Source organism: Aeromonas sp. 603079, assembly GCF_049172135.1.
GTDB classification, from domain to species: Bacteria; Pseudomonadota; Gammaproteobacteria; order Enterobacterales; family Aeromonadaceae; genus Aeromonas; species Aeromonas veronii.
Window position 1 is genome coordinate 38946 of record NZ_JAAKPX010000025.1, and the last position, 18228, is coordinate 57173.

Below are 18228 nucleotides of genomic sequence, written 5' to 3' on the forward strand. Positions count from 1 at the left end.
AAGCGGTTTTACTGCTGCTTTAGCCACGCTGGAGCGTGGGATCCCCGATGGCGTAGATCTGCCCCACAGCAGTCTCATCCGCCAGCAGACGCAGCCCTTGGGCGGCCACATCGGCGCGGCGTACCAGTCCGTGTACCTCCTTGCCCTGACTCAGCTCGGCACGGCCGGTGGCGTCGCCATCCTGAAGGCCCGCCGGGCGCAGAATGATCCATGCGAGGGCGCTGGTCTGCAGCCAGCTCTCCGCCAGACTCTTGAGACGCACTTCATGACCGAAGGCGGCGCGTGCCCGCTCTGGCAGATACTGCCAGCTGTCGCCACAGCCGAGGGAGGTGACCAGCAGCAGCCGTTTCAGGCCTGCCTGCTCCATGGCATCGATCACATGACGGTTGCCCTGATAGTCCACCGGCGCGGCCTGACGGAAGCTGCCCAGTGTAGATACGACCTGTGCATCTAACCCCGCCCGGGCACATGCCTGCTGCACCGCAGCCGGCTCCAGCGCATCCCCTTCGATCACCTCAACTCCCAGCGCACTCAGTTCGGTGGCCATCTCGGGGCTGCGTACCAGCGCAACGACCCGGTGACCCTTGTTCAGGGCGTGGTGAGTAAAGGCGCGGCCCAGCCCGCGGCTGGCTCCGAAAATCAGTGTGGTTGGCATAGATGAGCTCCCTTGGCAAAAGGGGCTAGCCTAGTGGCTTGTTCGTCTGCTGTAAATGAGAGTTGTTTCTATTTGTGAGTCAGCAAGGAGGAGAAGGTGCGAGCCGTCAGCGACTCGCACTCTTTGAGAAGCATCAGCCGTTGTAGTTGCCGATGCTGGGGCGACGGCTGGGGCCGCTCAGGTGGATATCCACCGGATTGAACGCCTTGATCGCCTCATAGCTGAAATCACCGATCGCCTGATGCAGGGTCTGGGGCGTGTGGTTGGTGATGATGATGACGCTCTTTGACAGGTTGCGACGGCGGCGCAGCAGGTGGCCGAGGAAGCTGGACTGGCTCTCCGCCATTTTGGCGCGGTTGGCTGATACCTCATCGATGATCAGCAGGTCCACCTCTTCCAGCGCGCGGCGGTACTGGTTGCGCTCGTCCTGATCGGGGATGACGTTGAAGAACAGTCGATCGACGATGGAGGCCCACTGCTGGAAGATCACCGATTTCTGGTGACGGGCGATCAGCTCATGCGCTACCGCTCCCGCCAGGGTCGACTTGCCGGTGCCGTAGTCGCCGTAGATCAGCATGCAGCCGCCACCGCTCTTCTCCCAGTGCTCGAAACCGCTGATAAAGTAACGGGCGGTTTCGATGGGGTATTGCAGCGCCGGATCTGTGGCATCCATCTTGTCAAATACCCAGTCGGGGTTGAGGTCGGCTTGGGCGATCAGCTTCTGGATCCGCTCCTGACGGGCCGCCTTCTGCAGCTCGCGCACCTCGGCGTTGGCCTTGGCGTCGTACTCCTTGCGCAGGGTCTCGTAGTCATACTGGCCGCCACCGGTCTCTTGTTGCAGGCGACGAATGCGCTCCAGCAGGCCACCCACATGGCGGCTCAATTCCGGGTCGTGAATGCGGTGATCCTGCTTGGCCTTGGCGATCTTCTGGCGCTTGGCTTCGATCTCTTCCAGCTCCTGGCGCAGGGGATCTTGCGGGTCAGTCATGGAATGCTCCTTCTGCTCGATCAGGGATGGGTAGACAAGGGGTTGATTCTGCCTGCAGGCGGGGGCCGCTATCAATCATTATCCGGCTCCTGCTGCGCTGCGGGTTCTTGCGTCTGCTGTTGGGCCAGTCGCTTGGCCTCTTCAATCATCTGTTGGGCCCGTTTGCTGGGGCCCGACTCTGCCGGGGCCGGCGTCACCTGCTGGTAGCCCTGCACCTCCATCGGTTTGCGACGGGTATAGCGGCGGGTCTTGAGGGCGCGAATGAACTTGAGCATCCATTGATGCTGGGAGTCGAACACCTCGGGGCGCCCCAGCCAGTAGGCGATAAACTCCCCCAGATCTTCTTCGCTATAGCTGGCATCGATCACCCCGCACAGACGGGCGAGGGCGGGCAGCTCCTCGTCCGGTCGCCATTGCAGATGCATCTGGAAGGGGCGCTCCGGCAGCGGGCTGCGCAATTTCTGGGTCAGCAGTGGCAATTGGAACGGGCACTGATGGTAGTGCTCACTCTCGGGCTGAGCCTCGACCTGCAGCAGGCCCGCCTCCATCAGTTCATCGAACAGCTCGGTGAGCTGACGGGCATTGACCTGAAACGAGAAGCCGCAGGGATCACCCGGATCGACCACTGCCAGTGCCCGACCCAGCTCGGGATAGTTGAGCCGGGCCGCCTGATTTTCCAGCACCAGTCGGCGCAGCTGCAGGGTATAGAGGCTGCGAGCCGGATGGGACAATCTGGGGTGGGCAAGGGCACTGTATTCGGCTGGGGTCATGGTCTTCTTCACGAGCTGGAGTGGGGGGCATTATCCCCTATGGTGCTCTCCTGCACAATTCGTCACACTGCAAGTGAGTGCCCTGCATGGTCGGGTGGTGAAAATTGAGCGTACCGCGGAGCGTTGAGCAGGGAGAGCGGGATTATGTCGATAATCCAGCAGCTTGCACTATTTTGGTATGCAGATTAGCCAATCCGGCTATTTGTGACGCAAGGCACGCGGCATTTCTGCTGATTTAGACTAGTCTTATTACTTAAATAAACAATTGACTCATAAGGTTTTTGTCAACATGCCAAAACCCGGACTGCGGATCCTGGTGGTGGAAGACGAAGCAGTTTTTCGCCATTCGTTAGTGAGTTACCTCGCGCGGGACGGGGCAACGGTGTTTCAGGCTGAGGATGGAATTGAAGGGTTGTCAGCTGCAGCGATTTATCATCCCGACGTGGTACTGTGCGATCTCAATATGCCCAATATGGATGGCCGCGAGGTAATCGCCTGTCTCTCTGCGCGCTATCCCCATATTCCGGTTATCGTCATTTCGGCCCAGAGCTCCATGGAGGCGGTCGCCAGTGCCTTGCGTGCCGGTGCTCGGGACTACCTGCTCAAGCCCCTCGAGAACTTCGCACTGGTCGATCGCAGTATCGACCAGTGCCTGAATGGGAGTTCCACGCGAGCTCAGCAGCTCGAATTGATGGCGCATATGGATTACTTCAGTGCGCATGATCGGGCTGCCAGCCGTTTGCTCGCCGGGCTGAAGCCACCGGGATTGCAGGAGTGGGGCCCCTGGCAGGTCACGTTCAAGGGGCTTGGGCACCTCTTCATTCCCGATACCTTCAAGGTGGAAGACAAGCTGCTGGTGCTGGTGATGGAGATGCCCATCATGGGGACGGATGCAGCATTTTGCGGGGCGCTAGTGCGCTCTCTGATGAACGTGCCCTATCGCCAGTTTCAGCAGAACGAGAGCCGTTTGCTGAGCCAACCGCACCGGTTGCTCGACTACCTAAACCATCAGTTGATGGAGTCCGGGTTGCGCCACGCTTTTGCCATGGCTGCTCTGCTGTTTGATCAGCACGATGGGCTGGTATTTGCCAATGCCGGGCTCACTTCCCCCCACTGGTTGATGCGCTCGGGTGGATTACCGCTTGGTCTGATGCGCAACAGCCACTACGCTCTGCACAAACGCAGCTGGCATGAACCATTCGATCTGCAGTTTCGCAGCGACAGCGGTAGTGCGCTCAATGTGCAGGTGCGTCATCACTGAGGCTGCTTGACTAGAGACCAAAACAGACAAGGCGCCCGATGGGCGCCCTGTCTGTTGTCTACAATCCTGACCGTTTAGACGGTGGCGGAGTGTAGTTTCTTCTCTTGAGCTTGCGGCTCTTTGGCCGGGCCTTCGGCACCGTGCATCCAGTAAACCAGACGATTAGCCATGGTCAGCAGCAACAGGGCGCTCAGCACCGCAGCCAGGGCGATGCCACCGAAGATGGCGATCGGGCCGGCTTCACCAACAATGGAGCCGATAAAGCCCGCAGCATAGTTGGCGATGGCGATAAAGCCCATCCAGGCACCCATCATGAGGGAAGCCAGACGCAGCGGAGCCAGCTTGGTCACCATGGAGAGGCCAATCGGGGAGAGGCAGAGCTCGCCCAGGGTGTGGAACAGGTAAGCACCAACCAGCCAGAACATGGAGGTCTTGACGGTGTTGTCACCACCCTGCTGCAGCACGGCACCCACCATGAACAGGAAGCCGATAGCCAAGAACAGCAGACCCATGGCGAATTTCACCGGAGAGTTCGGCTCTTTCTTGCCGAGCTTGATCCAGATGGCCGCAACGACCGGCGCCAGGGTGATAATGAAGAAGGGGTTCAGGGACTGGAACCAGGCGGTCGGCACTTCGAAGCTGCCGATCATGCGGTCGGTATACTCCTGGGTGTAGAGGTTCATCAGACCACCGGCCTGCTCGAAACCGGCCCAGAAGATGATAGTGAACAGACCCAGTACCAGAATAACCTTGATGCGATCCACTTCCTGCTTGGTCAGCGGTGCTTTCTGCTCGGTAGTACGCAGGGCGGCTGCGCGCTGTGCGGCAGTGACGCGACCGATGTCACCCAGGAAACGCTGGGCCATGGTGGCCTGGATCACCAGAGAGAGCAGCATACCGATACCGGCGCCGACGAAGGCAGCTTGCCAGCCGTAGGCGGTGGCAGCAGCACCACAGATCACGCCTGCCAGCAGGGAACCAAGGTTGATACCCATGTAGAAGATGGTGAAAGCACCATCACGGCGGTGATCGCCCTCTTCATAGAGGTCACCCACCATGGTGGAGATGTTCGGTTTGAACAGGCCGTTACCCACGATCAGCAACGCGAGGCCCGCGTAGAACATGGTGTTGACCATATCCGGGAACATGGCGTGGGGCAGTGCCAGAGTGAACTGACCTGCGGCCATCAGCACGGCACCGATCAGGATGGCGCGACGTTGACCCAGGAAGGTGTCAGCCAGCCAGCCGCCGATCAGCGGAGTGATATAAACTAGGCCGGTATAGATACCGTAGAGTTTGAGGGCATCTGCCTGACTCCAGCCCAGACCGCCGTTGGCAGTCAGGTCGGTCAGATAGAGCACCAGCACGGCACGCATGCCGTAATAGGAGAATCTCTCCCACAGTTCGGTACTAAAGAGCAAAAAAAGCCCTTTAGGGTGACCTAAAAAGGTCCCTTTTGACGGGTTATTCATTGGAACTTCCACCTGTGTCTTATATTTTTTTGAGTTTTTTATGCAAGGGCGAGAAACACGCCTCAATCCTTATAGAGCATGTGTGAATAAATTACAACATTATGATTTGCTGAGAGTTTATTTACTCTTGATTGATTTTTTGTTGCAAAAATGAAAAAGGAGCATCATTTGATGCCCCTTGAATACGTCTATAAAAAACAGATTTATCAGCGATTACAACTGCTTGACGAACTGCTTCAGCCAGCCGATGAATTCACCATTCAGCTCGTGATGGCGCACACCATATTCCACATTGGCTTTCATATAGCCGAGCTTGCTGCCGCAGTCGTGGCTCTTGCCCTTCATGAAGTAGGCGTTGACCTGCTCCTGCTCCATCAGCATGGCGATGGCGTCAGTCAGCTGGATCTCGTCACCGGCACCGGCCGGGGTTTTCTCCAGCAGCGGCCAGATATTGGAGGAGAGGACGTAACGACCCACCACCGCCAGATTGGAGGGGGCTTCGTCACGGGGCGGCTTCTCGACAATGGCCTGCATAGGCAGGGACATCCCCTCGCTCAGGGCCTCGCCCTTGATATCGGCGATGCCGTACTTGTCCACTTCGCTTTCGGGAACCGCTTCCACCATGATCTGGCTGATCTGGTTCTCTTCGAACATGTGTACCATCTCGGCCAAGTTGTCTTTTTTCGGGTCGCTGGCCACTTCATCAATCAGCACATCAGGCAGCAGCACGGCGAAGGGGTTGTCACCGATCAGCGGGCGGGCACAGAGGACAGCGTGGCCCAGCCCTTTGGCCTCCCCTTGGCGGACGTGCATAATAGTGACGTCTTTCGGGCAGATCTGTTGCACCTCTTCCAGCAGCTGACGCTTGACTCGCTTCTCGAGGGTCGCTTCCAGTTCGAAACTCTTGTCGAAGTGGTTTTCGATGGAGTTCTTGCTCGAGTGGGTGACCAGCACGATCTCTTTGATACCGGCGGCGATGGCTTCGCGCACTACGTACTGGATCAGCGGTTTGTCGACCACCGGCAGCATCTCTTTCGGGATGGCCTTGGTGGCTGGCAGCATACGGGTACCCAGACCGGCTACCGGGAGCACGGCCTTGCGAACTGTCAGAGGAGTCTTTTTCATGGAAAACTATCCAGCGGGATTAAAGTGCGGCCATGATACTCCAAGAAAAATGGGGCAGCCACAGGCTACCCCATTCGTATATGCAGAGCTCGGACGTTATTTGACGATGATCATGTCACGGTTGGCTTCCAGCGTGGCAGGGCCAATTCCATTGACATCTGCCAGCTGATCGACCGAGGTGAACTTTCCCTGTTTTTCCCGATAGTCGACGATGGCTTGTGCCTTCTTGTCACCAATCCCTTTCAGGCTGGTGAGTTCGGCAAGGGTGGCGGTATTGATATTTACCTTCCCGCTCTCAACAGCTGCGGGCGCCGCAGTTGTCTGTTTGGGAACGGTTTTATCGGCCGCCAGCACGGGTTGGTTCAACAGGGGCAAGCAGGCCAGCAACATCACTGCAGAGAGCTTCTTCATCAGCATTTCCATTCCTCCATGATGTGGATATTGCCGAGTGGCACATTGATGAATAGCGTATCGAGTGGGTCTTTTTCACTGCAATTATTGACAGGCTTGTTCCTCCTCCCAATGACTGAAAATTTGCTATAAGCAGTCAGCCTGCGCCGTTATCTATTACCAACCATATGATATTGCATGTCTTTTAAACTCTGTTTCGATCGGGCGTCACGCTGGTTTCCTAGTGTTCTGTCAGCTCCGAACTCCGATAGAATGGATAACATTATTCTGTTAAATACCAGATTGGTGGAGTTTTTCTCTGGTTGGCAAAAGAGTACCAATAAAAAAAGCTGCTCACCTTGGGTGAGCAGCCTTTGTGATCGCTTTTTTCAGACAGGCACTGATTAGGCTTGTTCGTCAGCCTGGGCAGCCTGGATACCGGTCAGGGCGATGGTATAGACGATGTCGTCAACCAGGGCGCCACGGGAGAGGTCGTTGACCGGCTTGCGCATGCCTTGCAGCATCGGGCCGATGGAGACCAGGTCAGCGGAGCGCTGCACCGCTTTGTAAGTGGTGTTACCTGTGTTCAGGTCAGGGAAGACGAACACGGTGGCTTTACCGGCAACCGGTGAGTTCGGTGCCTTGGACTTGGCCACGTTCTCCATGATGGCCGCGTCGTACTGCAGGGGGCCGTCGATGATGAGGTCGGGGCGCTTGGCCTTGGCCAGCTCGGTCGCTTCACGCACTTTCTCTACATCGGCACCGGCGCCAGAGGTACCGGTGGAGTAGGAGATCATGGCTACGCGCGGCTCGATGCCGAACGCGGCAGCGGAGTCGGCGGACTGGATGGCGATCTCGGCCAGCTGCTCGGCAGTCGGATCCGGGTTGATCGCGCAGTCACCGTAGACCAGAACCTGGTCAGGCAGCAGCATGAAGAAGATGGAGGAGATCAGGGAAGAGCCCGGTGCGGTCTTGATGATCTGCATCGGCGGACGGATGGTGTTGGCAGTGGTGTGCACCGCGCCGGATACCAGGCCGTCAACTTCATTGCGCTCCAGCATCATGGTACCCAGTACCACGTTGTCTTCCAGCTGCTCGCGGGCAACCACTTCGGTCATGCCCTTGTTCTTGCGCAGCTCGACCAGACGCGGCACATAGCGCTCGCGCACAACGGCCGGATCGATGATCTCGACGCGATCGGTCAGAACTACACCCTGCTGCTCGGCAACACGACGGATCTCTTCCGGGTTACCCAGCAGTACCGGACGGGCAATGCCACGCTCGGCACAGATGGCGGCAGCCTTGATGGTGCGCGGCTCGTCGCCTTCCGGCAGCACGACACGCTTGTTGGCCTGACGGGCCAGCTCGGTCAGCTGATAACGGAACGCCGGCGGGCTCAGGCGACGGGAACGGGTAGAGCTGACGGTCAGCGACTCGATCCAGTGCTTGTCGATGTGGCCAGCGACGTAGTCCTGTACCAGCTCGATACGCTCGCGGTCATCTTCCGGAATATCGACGTTGAAGTTCTGCAGGCTGACGGCGGTCTGCCAGGTGTTGGTACCGGTCATCATGATCGGCAGGCCGGTGGCCATAGCCTGTTGGCACAGCGCCATGACCTGCGGCTCCGGATGATAGTTACCGGTCAGCAGCAGGGCGCCCAGCTTGACGCCGTTCATGGCTGAGAGGCAGGCAGAGACGATGACGTCGGAGCGGTCGCCGGAGGTCACCAGCAGGCTGCCCGGACGGAAGTGCTCGACCATGTTGTGGATGGAGCGGGCGCAGAAGGTCACGGTCTGCAGGCGACGGCTGTCCAGCTCACCCTTGTGCAGGATCTTGGCGGCCAGATGCTTGGCGAGATCCTTGGCGCGCGGGGCGATCAGCTGGGTGTTCCAGGGGATGCAACCCAGGATGCGCAGCGGGCTCTTGCCGAACACTTGCAGCACTTCCAGGTTGTGAGCCGCGTCAGAAGCGTGGTGATGGGCTTCGAACATCTCGGTCAGATCAGGGCGGGTTACGCCATGCTCGTCAACCGGCGCGCCAACCTTGTTGATCACGCAACCAACGATGCGGGGGTTGTTGACACCACCGAAGTTGGAGCAGGCCAGCTCGATGCGCTCTTTCAGCTTCTGGCTGGAGTCATGGCCCGGGTGGGTCACGAATACCATGTCAGCGTCCAGCGCCTTGGCAACGTCGTAGTTCAGCTTGTTGGCAAAGGGCTGCTTGTCGGTCGGCACCATACCTTCGACAACCAGCACTTCGGCACCACTGGATTTCACGTGCTCTTCGAAGCGGGCAACGATCTCTTCCAGCAGGATGTCGGTGTTGCTTGAGCTGATCATGTTCTCGGCGTAGGAGAGGGTGAACGGCTCGGGCGGGTTGATGTTGGCAGCAGCGCGGATAACTGCGGTTGAGCGCTCGGCACCGGTTTCACCCGGACGCGGCTGGGCAACCGGTTTGAAGAAGCTGACATTGACACCGTGACGCTCCATGGCGCGAACAACGCCCAGACTCACGGAAGTTACGCCGACACCAGTGCCGACCGGGATAAGCATAATAGTGCGTGCCACTTTATACCCCTTGTTCATTTTTTGGGATCAGGAAAAGGCCGCCCTGGTGGGCGGCCTCGAGTTACTGCGTCAATTAAGCGCCGACCAGTTCCAGCGCGTCGTGGGCGATAACCCACTCTTCGTTGGTCGGGATTACCAGAGCCTTGGTAGAACCAGCCTTGGTGATCTCGCCACCCTTGCCGAAACGAGCCTTCAGGTTGGCGTCGTGATCGACGTCAAAGCCCAGCAGACCCAGCTTGTTCAGGGTGATTTCACGGATCGGGGCGGAGTTTTCACCGATACCACCGGTGAAAACAACGGCGTCCAGACGACCGTCCATGGCGGCAGCGTAGGCGCCGATGTACTTGGCCAGGCGATAGCAGTAAACGTCCATAGCACGCTTGGCTTCTTCTTTGCTGTCGTAGTTGTCTTCAACAAAACGGCAGTCGGAGGTTACTTCGGTCAGACCCTGCAGGCCGGACTCTTTGGTCAGCATGGTGTTGATATCGGCCACGCTCATGCCCAGCTTGTCGTGCAGGAAGAAGATGATGGCCGGGTCCAGATCGCCGGAGCGGGTACCCATCACCAGACCTTCCAGCGGGGTCAGACCCATGGAGGTATCAACGGATTTGCCGTTCTTGATGGCGCAGACGGAACCGCCGTTGCCCAGGTGGCAGTTGATGATGTTCAGCTCTTCAACCGGCTTGTTCAGCTGCTTGGCAGCTTCCAGGCTGATGTAGTAGTGGCTGGTTCCGTGAGCGCCGTAGCGACGGATGCCGTTCTCTTTGTAGAGTTTGTACGGCAGGGCGTACAGGAAGGCTTCTTCTGGCATGGTCTGGTGGAACGCGGTATCGAATACGGCCACGTTCTTGTCAGCCAGCGCCGGGAATACGCGGCGAGCTTCACGGATACCGATCAGGTGAGCCGGGTTGTGCAGCGGTGCGTACGGAACAGCAGCTTCGATGCCGGCGATCACGTCTTCGCAGATGACCACGGAAGAGGTGAAACGCTCGCCACCGTGAACAACACGGTGACCGATGGCGATCAGGTTCTTGGACAGTTCCGGATTGAGCGGCAGGATCTTGTTGACGATGAAGTCCAGCGCTTCCTGGTGAGCGGCACCCGCGCCCAGATCGGCACTGCCTTTCTCGCCATTCAGTTTCCACTTGATGCGGGCGTCGTCGAGGTTGAAGCACTCGGCCAGGCCGGACAGCAGGTCATCACCGGTGGTTGCGTCAATGACGGCAAACTTCAGGGAAGAGCTGCCACAGTTAAGAACAAGAACCAGCTTACTCATGAATAAATCCTATCGCAGATTGGGTTGTGTAGGCGGATGCGTTGGACGCGGTGCGGCCAAAAACTTTCAACTTATCCTTATGAGGGTTGGCAATCTGTTGCTTGCCCCTTGTATAGTGATACAAGACCCGAAATCCAGACGTCCCTGACAGGTCAATAGCAAGAAGCTTTTGACGCAAAAATGGGCGTACAAAGGATAACCCGATTGTTGAAAAATAACAAAGTCATCCTCAACCTTTGTTACTTTGCATCAAATTTTGTCGAGGTTTTGCCGTTAGTACGTTCAAAAAGCGCTCGGAGGTAGTATGAGCATGAACATTTTTGGAACTAAGTTACAGCAAGGCCGCCATTATATGACGCTTTGGCCGCGCCGTCCCGAGCTCAATTCGATGTTTCCTGAAAATCGGGTGATCAAGGCAACCGAGTTCGCCCTCAAGGTGATCCCCGCGCTGGCGGTGCTGAGCGTGATGCTGCAGTTCCAGTTTGGCGAGCTGCACTACTGGCCCTCCGTTATCACCTCCGTGCTGTTTCTGCTCAGTTTGCCGCTGCAGGGTTACTACTGGCTCGGCCAGCGTGCCGACACCCGCTTGCCCCCGTCGCTGGCGAGCTGGTATCGGGAGATCAACGGCAAGATGAACGAGCAGGGGGGCCGCCGCCAGCTGGTTTCCCAGCCGCGCTATGAAGAGCTGGCCGATACCCTCAAGGCCGCCTTCCAGCAGCTCGATAAATCCTTTCTCTACGAATAACCCGTTTCAGATGCAAAAAGGCGCCAGTGGCGCCTTTTTTGTTGCGGTTGGTATGCGGATCAGGCCGCCAGCACCTTGCGGATCTCCTGGATGGAGAGCTTGTACTGACGTGGACACTGACGCCACACCTGCAGCATCCGCTGGTATTTGTCGCGCATGGCGATGTCGCTGGAGAGCTCGTCGCACGGGCACTTGAGCTCGGGGAAGCGCTTGTCCACCTCCAGCAGGAAGCAGACGTAGTCAGCCAGCTCACGCTCCTGGCTGCGGCTGTAGCCGTTGAACTCCAGCCGACTGGCGTTGATCTCGCCCTGATCGGCTGCATCCAGATTGCCCCATGAGATGGCCAGTGCGTGGTGCAGCTCCAGGGTGTCGATCACCTCTTGGCAGGTTGCCAGATCCAGATGGCCGAAGCTCTTCTCCAGCTCGAGGATCTGCAGGCAGTAGCCGCGCTCGATGATGGTGCTGGCGCGCTGGTAGACGTCCGCTTTCTCCGGATTGAGTTTCGCCAGAATTTCGTACTGGTTGCTCAGGATCAAACGTTCTGTGTTGCTCATGTTCATGGGATATCTCGCTGGAAGATGATTCTGGGGTCACGTTAACCCATATATAAAATGAATTTTTTGATCTGGGCGGGGGAGTTGGTGAGAAAAATCCGCTGGCAAGGGGCGGCTGACCAGACAAAAAAGGCCTGCATGGCAGGCCTTTCAATGACGCAGGGGAGGATTATCCCTTGAGGAAATCCAGTACCACCTGATGGTGATCGCTGGTTTTGAACTTGTCGAAGTGGTGGGCAATCTTGCCCTCTTCATCGAGCAGGAAGCTCTGACGGTGAATGCCGTCATACTCCTTGCCCATGAACTTCTTCGGGCCCCAGACGCCAAAGGCATCGGCGACGGCGTGGTCTTCATCGGCCAGCAGGGTGAAGTTGAGCTGGTCCCGCTCTTCGAACTTTTTCAGCCGTTTGGCCGGATCCGGGCTGATGCCAAGCACCACCACATTGAGGGCGGCCAACTCGGCGTTCACATCGCGCAGGCTGCAGGCCTGGGTAGTGCAGCCGGGGGTCATCGCCTTGGGGTAGAAATAGACCAGCACCTTCTTGCCGCGCAGGCCAGCGAGGCTGACCTGATTGCCATTCTGGTCGGGCAGGGAGAAATCGGGGGCGGGGCTGCCAGCTTGTAGTGGTTGCATGGTGTCTCCTCGGGTAAAACGCCCTCAGGCGTGTTTGCGATTGACGGTAAACTCGAACGATTCGGCACCCAGTTGACGACAGAATTCGGCGAAGGCGGTTTGCGAACCTTCCACTTCACCCTCTCTGGCCAGATTGAGCTGAAAACTGATCTTCAGCAGGTTGAACGGCTGCTGCTCCAGGGTCATGGATTGCATCGCCTGAATGTTCCAGCCATGTTCGCTGAAGAACTGGGTGCACTGGCTTACGATGCCGGGCTCGTCGCGGATCAACAGGTCGGCGCTGGCGCGGACGTCATACTGCAGGGACTGGTGGCGCTCGGTGCGTTTCATCATGGTGATGAGATCCCACTCCTGGCTACGCAGGGGCAGGCTGATTTCGAGTTGCATCATGCTGTTCCAGTCGCCCGAGAGCAGCATGATAAAGGTAAATTCATTGCCGAAGATGCCAAGGCGGCTGTCTACAATGTTGCAACCACAGCCACTGACGTGGCGGGTCACTTCATTGACGATGCCAGGCCTGTCCGTGCCGATGGCCGTTACGACCAGGTAGTGAGTCATAAATCTTCTCTCGTCCGTTATTTCGTTGCGAAAGCCGCGCTGGCAAGCCAACCCTCCGGCCCTGATGACCACTCCCTGAGGGACGCTGCCGACTTTCGTCCATTACTTTTTGTTCCGGATGGTATCACGGCTTGCCCCCTCTCTCCCTTGTTTTTCAAAGGGGTCAGCTTTACCATTACGCCCCTGAAAATCGGGAGAAAAGTCCATGTTACGCGGTAGTATTGTTGCGCTCGTTACCCCCATGCTGGCTTCAGGTGAAGTCGATTGGGCCAGTCTGGCCAAACTGGTCGACTATCATGTCAGCGCCGGGACCTGCGCCATTGTTGCGGTTGGGACCACAGGGGAATCGGTGACCCTGAGCGAGCAGGAGCATATCGCCGTCGTTGAAAAGACCGTTGAGTATGCCGCCGGACGCATTCCCGTCATCGCCGGTTGCGGCTCCAACAATACTGCCCATGCCATTGAATTGACCAAGCGACTGGCCAAAACCGGCGTGGTGGCGGGCCTCTCGGTGACTCCTTACTACAACAAGCCCACTCAGGAAGGTCTCTATCGCCACTATTGTGCGATCGCCGAGGCTAGTGGTCTGCCCCAAATTCTTTATAATGTGCCCGGTCGCACCTGTTGCGATCTCAAACCGGAGACCGTGGCCCGTCTGGCCAAGGTTCCCGGCATTATCGGTTTGAAAGAGGCAACCGGCGATTTGAGCCGCACCCCGCGGCTGCGCGAGCTGTGCGGGCCGGAGTTTGCTCTCTACAGTGGCGACGATGCCACTGGTTGTGATTTTATGCTGCAAGGTGGCGATGGCGTGATTTCGGTCACCACCAACATTGCAGCGGCCCAGATGGCCGACATGTGTCGTGCTGCGCTGGCCGGTGATGCCGGACAGGCGCATGACATCAACAATCTCTTGATGCCGTTGCACAAGACTCTGTTCTGCGAACCGAGCCCCACCCCGGTGAAATGGGCCTGTGCCCAACTGGGGTTGATTGCAACAGCCACCTTGCGCCTGCCGCTGGTTGACCTCACTCCCGAGGGCGAACAGCTGATGGCGCGAGCACTGACCACAGCGGAGTTGATGGCGAGTGTTTAAATCTAATGGAAAGGGAAATAGAGCCCGTCTGGTGCTGAGCGTTGCGACTGTGGCCGTCTTGGCCGGTTGCAGCACCCCCCAGGATCGCAAAATGGCCAACCGCGACTTCGGTTATGAAGATGCCCGCCTCGAGGGCCGCGCGTTCTTGATCCCCGCAGGATTGAGTGCCCCCACCTTCAACAGCCAGTACGATATTCCGCCGCTTCCTGAGAGCAGCCGTGAAGGTGCCCTCGGCGCCCAGGTCGATGTGCGCCCACCCGCTCAGCTGCTGACCGTGGTACCGGGCAGTCAGGTGGTGCAGAGCGCAACCGAACCGACCGTTGCTTTCTATGCCCTCAGCACCAGCCAGAGCGTGGAGCGCGATACCTGGTCGTTCCTGATGAACTTCCTGGCCAAATACAAGGTCACCACCGAGAAGCTGGATCAGCAGGATGGCGTATTGCAGACCGGCTGGTTTGACAACACGGTCGCTCTCGATGGCTGGGGTGAAGATGACGAAGACTTCAAAATCCGTCAGCGTTACCAGTTCACCGTGCGCAACGATGCCCAGCGCCACGCTGTCAATATGTCGGTCCGGGTACTGGATCACGAAGAGACCATCGACGGCGAGACCAGCAACAAGCTGACCCCTGCCGATGCCCAGCGCTATGCCGCGCGAGTGCTGAACCAGTTCTCTCTCTATTACGACAGCCAGCTGAAAGCCCGCGAGCAGCACAAGTCCAACGATGGCATGGGTCTGCAACTGGGTCTGGACAACAACGAACTGAGCGCCTGGATTGCCGAAGGCTCCTTTGATCAGGTGTGGCGTCGCCTCAACCAGGTACTGCCTGCTTACGGTTTCACCATCAAGGATACCCAGCAGTCACTGGGCTGGATCGACGTCGAGTACGAAGAGCCGGGTGCCGAGTTCTGGAAGGCGAAAGGGAGCGAGCCGTTCAAACTGGAGGAGGAGAAATACCGCTTCCAGCTTGGCGAAATGGCGGGAGGCAAGACCTCCATCACCCTGTTCGACAAGGACAAGAAGCCGGTATCGTCCGGGGTTATTTCCCAGATGTATATCAGCCTGTCCGAGGCGTTCGCCAAGGGGCTGGCCGATCAGGCAGCAGCAAAAGCAGAATAAATTCAGGGGCCTTGTGCCCCTGTTTTGTTATCAAAATCCCCCTGAAAACGCGGGGATTCCGAGCGGTTTTCGATGATGCGAGCCCCCTTGCCAGCCCGTTGCAAACAGAGCGCGCAGGTGAGGGACTCGCGATGTTTACCCCCCCACAAACAGGAAGTGTTATTAGCCATGAGTCTTGCAGATCAAGTATTGGCGGTGAATGACGATTTGCCGATCCGTACCGATAAACCTGTCCATTCCGGCAAAGTGCGCAGCGTCTACTGGTTGACCCCCGAAGACAGTGCCCGGCTCATAAAAGAGAAAGGCTATGATGTGCCGGCCGATGCGCCCCTCGCCCTCATGGTGATCAGCGATCGCATCTCGGCCTTCGATTGCATTTGGCAAGGTGAGGATGGCCTGAACGGCGTACCGGGCAAAGGGGCGGCGCTCAACGCCATCTCCAGCCACTGGTTCAAGCTGTTCAAGGAGAAGGGACTGGCCGACAGCCACATTCTGGATATTCCGCACCCTTTCGTCTGGATCGTGCAAAAAGCCCGTCCGGTGATGATCGAGGCGATTGCCCGCCAGTACATCACCGGCTCCATGTGGCGTGCCTACAAGGATGGCGAGCGCGAGTTCTGCGGCATCACCTTGCCGGAAGGGCTGAAAAAGGATCAGAAGCTGCCGGAGATCCTCATCACTCCGTCCACCAAGGGCGTGCTGAAAGGGCTGGATGGCGTGCCGGAAGCCGATGACGTCAACGTCTCCCGTGCCGATATCGAGCGCCATTATAAGGGCTTCAACTTCAGCAAGCCGGCCGACATCGACCGCTACGAAGTGCTGCTCAAAGAGGGCTTCAACGTCATCAGCGACGCGCTGGTCGGGCTGGATCAGATCTTCGTCGATACCAAGTTCGAGTTTGGTTATGTCCACGATGCGGCAGGCAACGAGAAGCTGATCTACATGGACGAAGTGGGCACCCCCGACAGCTCCCGTATCTGGGATGGCGCCGCCCTGCGCGACGGCCAGATCGTCGAGAAGTCTAAAGAGGGTTTCCGTCAGTGGCTGCTCAACCACTTCCCGGATCCGGACATCCTGCTCAACAAGAACCGCATGCCGGAACGTTTTGCCCTGGCCCGCGACAACAAGCTGCCGACCGAAGTGATGATGGATATCTCCAACACCTACGTCGGGATCGCCGAGAAGATTATCGGCCACAAGCTGGCGCGTTCTGCCAATCCCAAGCAGGAGATCATCGAGGTGCTGCGCGATCAGTACGGTCTGATCGACTAAGGGTTGCGCTCTTTTTTTGTCGCCAACAAACAAACGTTTGCTGATGGTGAAGGAGAGAGGCAGATAAACAGACGGGCCCCGCTATGGGGCCCATTTTTATTGCTGGTCTGGCGGCAAGCGAGCGGCGATTAGCCGTTGACCCTGAACACCTGGCCGGTCTGGATGCCCAGCACCGACTTCTTGTAGGCCTGCGCTACCTTGGCGGCGGGTACCGGTACGAAGCCCGGGAAGAAGTCAGCGTATTTGTCCATCGACTCCGCCAGCACGGTGGGGCTCACCACATTGATGCGCAGGCCGCGGGGTAACTCGCAGGCGGCCGCTTTCACAAAGTGATCGATAGCGCCGTTGACTGTGCTGGCGCTCACGCCCCAGTTGATCGGCTCCTCGCTCAGAATACCGCTGATCAAAGTGATGGAGCCCTTGTCAGTCAGATAGGGAATGGCGGCGCGGGTCAGGTTGATCTGGCCCATCAGCTTGCTCTCCAGTCCCACCTGCCACTGTTCGTCGGTCATCTCGGTCAGGCCGTTGAAGGCCACGCTGCCGCTGGCGACAACCAGTGCATCAAACTGGCCCAGCTTGGCGAACAGCGCCTTGATGGAGGCGGGATCGCGCATGTCGACCGTGGCATCGCCACGACTGTGGCCGACCCGGATCACCTGATGATCTTTGGCAAGCAGTTCACTGACTGCGGAACCGACGGTGCCGGAGGCACCCACAATCACAATTTTCATCTGCATCACTCCTGGTTGGAATGTATCGATTCTAGCGCAACAGAAAATGTGAAAAAGCGCGTAAAATAAACCCATTGTTTCCATATTGGAGCTAATGATGGATATCGCCCATCTGGCCAGCTTTTATGAGGTGGTGCTGCGCGGCAGTTTCTCGGCTGCGGCCGATACGCTGGGGGTCAGCAAGGGGATGCTGAGCCGCCACGTCAGCGCGCTGGAGTCCTCCCTCAATGCGCAACTGTTGCAGCGCACCACCCGCCGCCTCAGTCTGACCGAGGCGGGCAAGACCCTCTACCAGCAGGTGGGGGAGATCTTCGCGCTGGTTCGGCAGGCGGAGCAGGATATTCAGGCGCTGACCGAAGAGGATAGCGGAAGACTGCGTTTTACCTGCCCGGTCAGTACCGGTGATCGCATGGTGAGTGAGCTGCTGACCAGTTTTGCCGCGCTCTGCCCGGGGGTGGAGGTGGAGCTCAATTTCACCAACCAGATGGTCGACATGAGCCAGGGGGAGAACGACATCGCCCTGCGCGCCATGAACGAGGTGCCGGACAATCTGGTCGCACTTCCTATTGGCCGACTTAAGGATGTAGTGGTGGCCAGCCCCGCACTTGTAGCGAGAGAGGGGCGTCCAGCCACTCCCTATGAGCTGAGCGGGCGCAGCTGCCTGTTGCAGGGGCACAATCCGGCCTGGGAGCAGTGGCACTTTATCCGTGAAGGGGAAGAGGCCCACATTCTGGTGCAGGGCAAGGTGCGGGCCAACCATTACAGCACAGTGTTGCAACTGGCGCGTGCCGGTATGGGCTATGCCAAGTGCCCGCTGATGCTGGTGGAATCGCTGCTGACGGCAGGGGAGCTGGTGACCGTGCTAGATGAGTGGCAGAGCGGGCTGCATCAGCTTCATGTGCTGCATGCCCAGCAGCGGCGGGTGCCACGCAAGATCCGGCTGTTCAAGCAGGTGCTTGCCCAGTGGTTTGCCGAGCGACCCCACTACCTGCTCTGAGCGGCGTTATTTTTCTGTCA

At 58.2% G+C, this 18228-nt stretch carries 18 protein-coding genes; 6 read left to right on the forward strand and 12 right to left on the reverse strand.

Annotation, left to right across the window (positions count from 1 at the left end; translation table 11 throughout):
* Window positions 1-19 precede the first annotated feature (19 nt).
* The 3 genes from G5287_RS17475 to G5287_RS17485 all read right to left on the reverse strand — a co-directional run bounded on the left by G5287_RS17475 (window position 20) and on the right by G5287_RS17485 (window position 2413).
* Window positions 20-655 (reverse strand): SDR family oxidoreductase, encoded by a 636-nt coding sequence (locus G5287_RS17475; RefSeq protein WP_421231622.1) that lies wholly within the window; start codon window positions 653-655, stop codon window positions 20-22.
* Between the two features lie 133 nt (window positions 656-788).
* Entirely contained in the window at window positions 789-1643 is an 855-nt protein-coding gene (locus G5287_RS17480) for a DnaA ATPase domain-containing protein (RefSeq protein WP_019445022.1), read from the reverse strand.
* A gap of 71 nt (window positions 1644-1714) precedes the next feature.
* On the reverse strand, window positions 1715-2413 hold the full coding sequence (locus tag G5287_RS17485; protein ID WP_005349201.1) for a DnaT-like ssDNA-binding domain-containing protein: 699 nt from the start codon (window positions 2411-2413) through the stop codon (window positions 1715-1717).
* Window positions 2414-2702: 289 nt separating this feature from the next.
* Between G5287_RS17485 and G5287_RS17490 the strand changes: the two genes are divergently transcribed.
* Window positions 2703-3674, forward strand: a complete 972-nt coding sequence (locus G5287_RS17490; protein ID WP_216952909.1) for a response regulator — start codon at window positions 2703-2705, stop codon at window positions 3672-3674.
* 74 nt (window positions 3675-3748) lie between these two features.
* On the opposite strand, the gene G5287_RS17495 is transcribed toward G5287_RS17490, so the two are convergent.
* From G5287_RS17495 to G5287_RS17515, 5 genes are all read right to left on the reverse strand, one after another.
* Window positions 3749-5146: a peptide MFS transporter gene (locus tag G5287_RS17495; RefSeq protein ID WP_139399050.1), complete on the reverse strand. Its 1398-nt coding sequence runs from the start codon at window positions 5144-5146 to the stop codon at window positions 3749-3751.
* A gap of 213 nt (window positions 5147-5359) precedes the next feature.
* Window positions 5360-6271 (reverse strand): UTP--glucose-1-phosphate uridylyltransferase GalU, encoded by a 912-nt coding sequence (gene galU, locus G5287_RS17500; RefSeq protein WP_005339121.1) that lies wholly within the window; start codon window positions 6269-6271, stop codon window positions 5360-5362.
* Window positions 6272-6367: 96 nt separating this feature from the next.
* Window positions 6368-6688, reverse strand: a complete 321-nt coding sequence (locus tag G5287_RS17505; protein WP_216952910.1) for a ComEA family DNA-binding protein — start codon at window positions 6686-6688, stop codon at window positions 6368-6370.
* A gap of 377 nt (window positions 6689-7065) precedes the next feature.
* The gene (pta, locus tag G5287_RS17510; protein WP_005339119.1) at window positions 7066-9246 is read right to left on the reverse strand and encodes a phosphate acetyltransferase; all 2181 of its coding nucleotides are present in this window, start codon (window positions 9244-9246) and stop codon (window positions 7066-7068) included.
* 55 nt (window positions 9247-9301) lie between these two features.
* On the reverse strand, window positions 9302-10504 hold the full coding sequence (locus G5287_RS17515; RefSeq protein ID WP_005349210.1) for an acetate kinase: 1203 nt from the start codon (window positions 10502-10504) through the stop codon (window positions 9302-9304).
* Between the two features lie 304 nt (window positions 10505-10808).
* Here G5287_RS17515 and yfbV point away from each other — a divergent pair, with 304 nt between their 5' ends.
* Window positions 10809-11249 carry a terminus macrodomain insulation protein YfbV gene (gene yfbV, locus G5287_RS17520; RefSeq protein WP_005339116.1) on the forward strand — a complete coding sequence of 147 codons (441 nt, stop codon included), beginning with the start codon at window positions 10809-10811 and terminating at the stop codon, window positions 11247-11249.
* Window positions 11250-11308: 59 nt separating this feature from the next.
* Here yfbV and G5287_RS17525 read toward each other — a convergent pair whose 3' ends face one another.
* The 3 genes from G5287_RS17525 to G5287_RS17535 form a co-directional block, all read right to left on the reverse strand.
* Window positions 11309-11809, reverse strand: a complete 501-nt coding sequence (locus G5287_RS17525; protein WP_005341125.1) for a YfbU family protein — start codon at window positions 11807-11809, stop codon at window positions 11309-11311.
* A 163-nt stretch (window positions 11810-11972) separates the two neighbouring features.
* Complete coding sequence (gene bcp / locus G5287_RS17530; protein ID WP_421231623.1) at window positions 11973-12437, reverse strand: thioredoxin-dependent thiol peroxidase; 465 nt, start codon at window positions 12435-12437, stop codon at window positions 11973-11975.
* 24 nt (window positions 12438-12461) lie between these two features.
* A complete protein-coding gene (locus tag G5287_RS17535; protein WP_216949630.1) occupies window positions 12462-12995 on the reverse strand; it encodes a glycine cleavage system protein R in 534 nt (177 codons plus the stop codon).
* Window positions 12996-13200: 205 nt separating this feature from the next.
* Between G5287_RS17535 and dapA the strand changes: the two genes are divergently transcribed.
* From dapA to G5287_RS17550, 3 genes are all read left to right on the forward strand, one after another.
* Entirely contained in the window at window positions 13201-14088 is an 888-nt protein-coding gene (dapA, locus tag G5287_RS17540; RefSeq protein WP_227341977.1) for a 4-hydroxy-tetrahydrodipicolinate synthase, read from the forward strand.
* A complete protein-coding gene (gene bamC / locus G5287_RS17545; protein WP_005349235.1) occupies window positions 14081-15208 on the forward strand; it encodes an outer membrane protein assembly factor BamC in 1128 nt (375 codons plus the stop codon). Before dapA ends, bamC begins: the two co-directional genes overlap by 8 nt.
* A 168-nt stretch (window positions 15209-15376) precedes the next feature.
* Window positions 15377-16480 (forward strand): phosphoribosylaminoimidazolesuccinocarboxamide synthase, encoded by a 1104-nt coding sequence (locus tag G5287_RS17550; RefSeq protein WP_216952911.1) that lies wholly within the window; start codon window positions 15377-15379, stop codon window positions 16478-16480.
* A gap of 128 nt (window positions 16481-16608) precedes the next feature.
* Here the strand turns inward: G5287_RS17550 and G5287_RS17555 are convergent, their stop codons facing one another.
* The gene (locus G5287_RS17555; RefSeq protein WP_064338734.1) at window positions 16609-17211 is read right to left on the reverse strand and encodes a short chain dehydrogenase; all 603 of its coding nucleotides are present in this window, start codon (window positions 17209-17211) and stop codon (window positions 16609-16611) included.
* Window positions 17212-17308: 97 nt separating this feature from the next.
* On the opposite strand from G5287_RS17555, the gene G5287_RS17560 reads away from it, so the two are divergent.
* Window positions 17309-18208 (forward strand): LysR family transcriptional regulator, encoded by a 900-nt coding sequence (locus G5287_RS17560; protein WP_227342988.1) that lies wholly within the window; start codon window positions 17309-17311, stop codon window positions 18206-18208.
* The last annotated feature ends 20 nt before the right edge of the window (window positions 18209-18228 follow it).